This is a genomic window from Actinomadura sp. BRA 177, from assembly GCF_013372625.1.
In the GTDB taxonomy this organism is placed as follows: Bacteria; Actinomycetota; Actinomycetes; order Streptosporangiales; family Streptosporangiaceae; genus Spirillospora.
Genome location: NZ_JABXFD010000441.1, coordinates 1 through 6,401 on the forward strand (window position 1 = coordinate 1; position 6,401 = coordinate 6,401).

Here is a 6,401-nt window from a genome sequence, read left to right on the forward strand (position 1 = left end):
CTCAAGTCATGGCGGATCCTACGGAAGCTGCGCTGCAGCCCGAGCAAGGCCGGCCACATCGTCAAGGCCATCGCCGTCCTGCAAAACCACCGCGTCGCTCAGACCGCCCGAGGATGAAATGGATTCAGTGTTGGGCCCAAGGGGTTCAGGCTCGAAAGGGGCTACCTGTGTTCTTGTCGCTGCCCACCGGCACATGGGTGCTGATCGCGGTGGGCGCCACTCTCGTCAATCTCGCCGCCATGCAGTGGATCATCCAGATACCGAAGTACCGCAGGAAGCAGTTCTGGCTCCCGGCCATCGGCATCATCGGGGTCGGCGTGCGAGGTCTCGCCCAGAGCCACACACTGGCCCAGACTCTGTACCTGTACGCGGCGGTCATGATCATGTTCCCGGTGATGCTCGCCCCGGTTCGACGTCAGATCACCCGCGACTACTACCGGTGGGTCGAGGACCCGACCACGAAAGCCAGCGGGGGTGCGATGACCTGGCTCGCCACCTCAATGATCGTCATGTTGCTAGCGATCGGTGCCGTCTGGGCGGTGGGCATCAGCACCTCGGCCTGAACCGAGGTCCCGCACCACCTCGGCCAGGTCTGGATCCCCGCACACAAGTAGCGCGCGCATCTCAGCCGCCGGTCGACGCGGCGCAGCGGGACCGGACCGGAGAGACCGCACGCCCGGCGCGCATCTTTGGGCGTCCAGGCCTAGCCCGGCAGGTGGGCAGCGTCGCAGTGGCGCGGGTGGCAGGTTGCCGGTCGTGGTTACCGCGTCCCGGCTCAATCGGGCCGACCTGGCTTACCAGCACCTCGCACGAGCGCGGGAGATCGCCGAGCGGCTTGGGGACGCCGCCACGACTACAACATCGAGTTCGGCCCGACGAACGTTGTCCTTCACGAGGTCACCGTGGCGGTCGAACTCAGGGATGCGGGTTACACGCTGGGAGTGGGCGGCGAGGTAGACACCTCGACGTTGTCCGGGAAGCGTCGCGCGCGGCTGGGAATCGACCTGGCGCGTGCGCATGCCAACGGCCGCAGGTCGATGGGGCCGTCTCGGCCTGCTGGAGGCCGAGTCGATCACTCCCGGACAGAAAGGAACCACCGAATCGTGCGTCAAGTCGTGTCCGACCTGCTGACCATGCAGGATCCACCCTCGTCTGACCTGCGAGAACTCATCGACAGGGTGGGCACAGAAAGGTTCGCCAGCTCATCACGATCTCGGTCGAAACTCGTCCGGCCACTGCGTTGCACCTGGACGAGCACGGGACAGCGTCGGGCGCGTCTGACAGGTGGCCAGAGAGAAGGCGTTCACGCCCGCTCAGGTGGCCTCTCCACACGCCGGACGGGCCGTACGACCTGCGCCACAGCGGCGTGACGCTCGCCCTGAACGCCGGCGTCCCGGCGCCCGAGGTCGCGCGCCGCGCTGGGCACGGCCTTGACGTGCTGCTACACGGGTCTACGCCGGGGTGCATCGACGGCCATGCGCAGATGTGGAACGGCCGTATCGATGACGCCCTCAAGGATGACGACTAGGGAGGTGACGGCCCGCCAGCGTGCCCCGTGACTGTCCCGTGGGCACCCGGCAATCGCCGGTAACAGTCGGGACCTACCGGGACCCAACAAGAACGGCCCCTGGCAGCGTTGTAGCTGGTCAGGGGCCGTTCTACGTGGTGGTGGCGGGTCCAGGATTCGAACCTGGGTAGGCTAAGCCGACGGATTTACAGCCCGCCATGGATTCACGCGGCCAACACCCGCTGACCTGCGGCAAAGCACCCCTTCCGCCCCTCTGCGTCACGCATCATTCCGCGTATTTTCCGGATCTTGGAATCCGCGCGGCCGGACGTCGACGGCGGACACCCGCCACCACTCGCCCCGCCTGATCTTCCCGTCTGCCGTCGTCCCGCGCTCCGCGCTGCCGGGCCAGGACCAGGGGGCCAAGGTGGAGCGCCCCACCGGACGAACGACCTTGGCCCCCTGGCCCTGGTCTGGTAGATCTCCGATCGGGACGACGGCAGACGGGAAGATCAGGCATCCCCCAACCACCAACGACCGTGACGGGTGCGGACTGAGCTTCCCAGAGTCAGAGCCCCCGCCGGAGGCGATTGAGCCTCGACCAGGTTCGCGGACTTGGCGGCGGCGCGGTCCCCGTGGCGGCCGGTTGGGGAAGGGCCGGCGGGAGTGGGCAGGATGCGCGGCCCGGCGCGGCCGTCCGGTGACCGGCGCCCACGCCGCATGCTCCGGGCGGCCTGGCGCGGGGCCGCGCCAGCGGCCTGAGCGCCGCCGCCCCTTGATCTAAAACGGCCTAATTCGGCAACAGTCTGCCGACCTGGACGACACAGGGACCACGGTCACTAAGATGAGGTTGGTGTCCAGTGGACCGCGGGAGGTGCGGGTGTCGAGCGGACCGAACGCTTCAGGACGTGGGCGACGCATGATACGTACTAGTAGCCGCTCAGTACGGTCTGGCATGTCCTATCACCTAGCGGAACTCAACAGAGTCTTGCCGACCATACGCCGGGCTGTCGATGGTTTGGACGCCATGACACCCTCAGAGACATTCGACCGGGCAGCCGACCAAATGTGGCGTGGCGTCCTCATTGCGCGAGAAATTGCAAGTTCCGCGACTCGTACCGGGTGTTCCGAACATCCCGACGGCCCCGAAGACCCCGAGCCGCCCGAAGGGTGGACTAGGTGCCTAATTTGCAATATTCGCCGTAAGCGTGGTACCCAGAATCATCAGAATCTTACTGATGACCAGGCCAGACGAAGAGCACCAGAGAAACGGGACCTGGTTGAACTGGTCCCGGTCGACGTCCATCAAGGTCTCAATGAGCTAAGAAATGCAATGATGGATATCGACGACCGTGCTTTTAATCTACATCTCGAATCGCCTGGCTATGAGCGTGATGCCTTGGCGGATGCCATGCTTAAGGGCTTCACGCTGCTCCGCGAACTGGCACGACCTGTGTCTCTAACGGGCTGCGCTAGGCACCCAGACGGGGCAGTCGATCCCGCACCTCCCCCCGGCTGGGGAAAGTGCCTACATTGCAATACTGAATGGAGGCGCAGAACGAGCGGATATTCCTCCAGAGCTTCCCAAATGGCCCGGCTCTTGCCTCCGTCAAATTCTCAAGCCGCACATAAGGCGCGACGTGATCGACTCTCTTCTCAGCCCGAGAGACAATCACGACAGAAGCCAGGCAGGCAATATTAGCCGCCCATCGACCGGCGCACAAACTAAACACTAGGTGCCATGAACGAAGCAGTCGACCCCGGATACAGCGTCCCCTTTTTCGACGTCATCAAGAAGCAGGCTCGACTTCGTGACGCTATCACGGAGGAAAGGATCAGAGGTTGGCTTAGACAAGAGGTTCTAGCCGATCACGTCGTTATTCGCAACGGCGACGATCACGAAACCGAGAGAGAATTGGAGGGGCCTCACGGTGCTCTCGGTTGGATACCGCGCTGGAAGGTCGCCGAGCTACTCATCGACCTCTCTAAGTCCCATCATCTCGATTTCGAAGATGTCTTGATGGTTCTGGACGACGAAAACCTTTCACTTGGTGAAGTGCATACAGATGGTGAGGCATTCATCGGGGGCGACGGGCAACCCTGGTATTGCGTTTATTCACCTGAAGTGGAAGAGGAGAACTAGGGTCCTCCCGCAAGCGGGGACCTTGTAGCGCACCGAACGTCGCCAGATGCGTTGCGTGGTCGCTGTCTGCGCTGTCTGCGGTGCTCGGTAGGCTCCGCTGCGTGGGGTCAGAGACGCTAGGGAGCGGCATGGAGAAGTGGCGACTGACGTACGTGGTCAACGATGGAAGCGGCATGTTCGGCCTGGAGCCTGCTCGCGAGCATGCGTACGAAGTCGAGTTGGACACGGCGAGCCTGCGGCGGGAGGGTCCGGACGAGCAGACGATTCTAGAGATGATGCGCTCGGCTGTTCGTGATCATGCCGGGGAAGGTGCGGTGCTCACCGATGCCGAGGAGATCTCTAGTTAGCGCTGGTGCGGCTTCGTGCGTCCTGGTAGCGGGCGGAGTAGTACGCGTGGTCGCGTGGGTAGTCGCGAAGCTGGTCAAGGCTCTGGCCGTACCCTGCGGCTGCGTCGCTGTAGTCGCGGACGGCGTATGACAGGTCGGCGCGCTGGAGTTGCGCACGCACCGGGTCAAGCCAGTAGAGCCAACCCGGCCGGTCCTCTGCATCCGGGACTTGCAACGCCAGATCGTAAGCCTCGTCGGCGAGTCGTCGGGCTCGGTCGCGTTCGCCTAGGGCTGCCGCTGCTAGTCCTTCTTGTTGCGCTGCTGCGGCCATCGCTGCGGGCGAGAGTCCGGTCCCGTTCAGGCGTGCTTGGCCGGCGATACGCAAGGCTCTGACGGGGTCGCCTCGGTCTAGCGCGTAGTAGGACCGAACACGGTTGACCCAGGAACTTAGGTTGTCGGCTCCGGCGTCGATCGCCCATCCCTGTGCGAGGTCCAACCAAGCCAACGCGGGGCCGGTCTGGTTCTCCTGGGCGGCCACCCAAGACAGCCAATGCGCGTGTTCAGCGGCCAAGGTGAGAAGCCCGTCGGCAGTCTCTCCGGAGGAGTCGGGGAGTAGCTGGGTGACGGCGTCGAGTTGACTGCGGACTACCGGCCAGAGGTCGCGACCGCTGGCGGTGTCCTCGGCTCGCCGGTACGTCGCGAGGACGTCAGCAATCCAGGTGGCGACGCTGAGGTTAACGCGACCGGTGGTGTGTGCGTGAGCGATGCGTTCCCGTAGTTCTGCCGGTGGCTGCCAGATGGATGGTCCGTCTTCATGGCCTGATACACCGCTCAACTCTTCTGGCACCCCTAGACCGTGTGTGATCCGCTCGACAACTTCGGCGGACGTCACCGTGACGTTCCTGCGCTCGATGTTGGAGATGTAGGGCTGAGCCATCCCGACCAGCGGTTCTAGTTGTCGCTGCGTCAGCCCTGCTACCTGCCTGTACCGACGGAAGATCTCGGACCAATCGCCCTTCGCCCACGCTGCGCGTAGCTGCGGGTCGGTCCAGGGTCGCGGATCACTCACGTCCCGAAGATACGACGTTCATATATGCCCTGCATATCGGTTCCGGTCAGTTGGTCGCCGACGATGGTCCACACCAAAACGCCGTATCGGTTCGGAGGTACCGGGTGAAGGCGAACGACCGGATCAAGTGTGTTGCGTGCATGGGGCGTGGTTGGTCCTGGGTGTCGTCCCGGGTTGACCTGCTGGTCGCGCGTAGCGGCTCCGGACGTGGACCGGAACGACAGCGGGAGAGCTGCACTGAGTGCGGCGGGGTGAGCCGCGCCGAGGTGGCGTAAAGCGGCGACTCCGGCGGCATGGTGCGGGCGGCCGTCGATCGCGGGCCGGTTCTTGGGAGGGCTGGGCCGCAGGGTGACGGCAAAGACCCCGTGTCGCCGGACTCGCGTCCAGAAGGTGACAGGGCGCAGGTGCTCGGACGTGGCGGTTCGTCCTGCGGTATCCGAAACACAGGGAGAGGAGGCGTTGCCATGACAGGCGACGCGGGAAAGGCCGGTGTGGTCATTGGGCCGATGAGATTGGGCGCTGGCGACGACGGCCGGTCCATTGGTCGGCTCAACCACGCGGTTGGTGCGCGTCGGCTGCATCTCGCGGCCTTGGACGCGGTGATCGTGCGGGGCGGTGAGCCGTTGTCGTGTGGGTTGGCGAGTCAGGCGGGCAGGCCACCCCTCTTGTTGGTCGTGAGCAGCGCGGACCGTGCACGGTCGGTCTCCGTGGGGTGTGAGCGGGTCGGCGGAGTGTGGTGGTTCGTTCGCGCTGACTCCGGTGAGCGGGTCGTGCCGGTCGATGACGTCGAGTCGGCTCCGGCGGTGCTGGCGGGCATGCTGGGCGGCCCGGTCGCCGGCGGGGAGGGCGACCTTCGATGACCGCGACGGCCTTGATGGACAAGTCGGCACATCTGCGCGTGCAGACGCTGACAAAAGCCTGTCCCGAAAGCGTGTATCTGAGCCGTGCTCTGGTGCGCGAAGCCCTGGAGGGATGGGGGCTCTCGGCCTACGCAAGCGACGCCTGTCAGCTCATGAGTGAGCTTGTGGCCAACGCCGCAACCCTCTGCAAGGGCACCATGATCCGCGCTTGGGTGACCCGGATCGACGCTGGCATTGAGCTATGCGTGTGGGACGGGCACCCTGGGCGCCCCGCGCTGCAAACGCCGGTCGACGGCGCCGAGTGCGGGCGCGGCCTGATCATCGTCCAGGCGTTCGCGTCCGGCGGCTGGGGATGGTGCAGCCTGGGCGAAGGCAAATTCGTCTGGGCGCGTATCGCCGTCGATTACGCGTTCATGCTCTCCGCCGCGCGGGCGGTCGGCCGTCCGGTAGTGGGAGGTCTGCCGCATGTTGACAGGCCCACCCGCCCGCGCGGCGG

General features: G+C 65.0%; 6 protein-coding genes. 5 read left to right on the top strand and 1 reads right to left on the bottom strand.

Annotated elements, in window-relative coordinates; all coding sequences use genetic code 11:
• Nucleotides 1-167: 167 nt before the first annotated feature.
• The 4 genes from HUX53_RS26440 to HUX53_RS26455 all read left to right on the top strand — a co-directional run bounded on the left by HUX53_RS26440 (nt 168) and on the right by HUX53_RS26455 (nt 3,997).
• Entirely contained in the window at nt 168-563 is a 396-nt protein-coding gene (locus HUX53_RS26440; protein WP_176405931.1) for a hypothetical protein, read from the top strand.
• Nucleotides 564-1,366: 803 nt separating this feature from the next.
• A complete protein-coding gene (locus HUX53_RS41585) occupies nt 1,367-1,528 on the top strand; it encodes a hypothetical protein (RefSeq protein WP_217919926.1) in 162 nt (53 codons plus the stop codon).
• 1,720 nt (nt 1,529-3,248) lie between these two features.
• Nucleotides 3,249-3,650, top strand: a complete 402-nt coding sequence (locus tag HUX53_RS26450; RefSeq protein WP_176405932.1) for a hypothetical protein — start codon at nt 3,249-3,251, stop codon at nt 3,648-3,650.
• A 128-nt stretch (nt 3,651-3,778) separates the two neighbouring features.
• Nucleotides 3,779-3,997, top strand: coding sequence for a hypothetical protein (locus HUX53_RS26455; protein WP_176405933.1), 219 nt, complete (start codon nt 3,779-3,781; stop codon nt 3,995-3,997).
• Here the strand turns inward: HUX53_RS26455 and HUX53_RS26460 are convergent.
• Nucleotides 3,990-5,045, bottom strand: coding sequence for a helix-turn-helix transcriptional regulator (locus HUX53_RS26460; protein ID WP_176405934.1), 1,056 nt, complete (start codon nt 5,043-5,045; stop codon nt 3,990-3,992). The genes HUX53_RS26455 and HUX53_RS26460 overlap by 8 nt on opposite strands.
• Nucleotides 5,046-5,901: 856 nt before the next feature.
• Between HUX53_RS26460 and HUX53_RS26465 the strand changes: the two genes are divergently transcribed.
• Nucleotides 5,902-6,401, top strand: a 500-nt coding sequence (locus tag HUX53_RS26465) for an ATP-binding protein (protein WP_176405935.1), incomplete at its 3' end; no start/stop codon positions are given.

What these genes read in the sequence shown, in the direction of transcription:
- HUX53_RS26450 (WP_176405932.1), top strand. Translation starts at nt 3,249, where the DNA reads ATGAACGAAGCAGTCGACCCCGGATACAGCGTCCCCTTTTTCGACGTC.
- HUX53_RS26455 (WP_176405933.1), top strand. Translation starts at nt 3,779, where the DNA reads ATGGAGAAGTGGCGACTGACGTACGTGGTCAACGATGGAAGCGGCATG.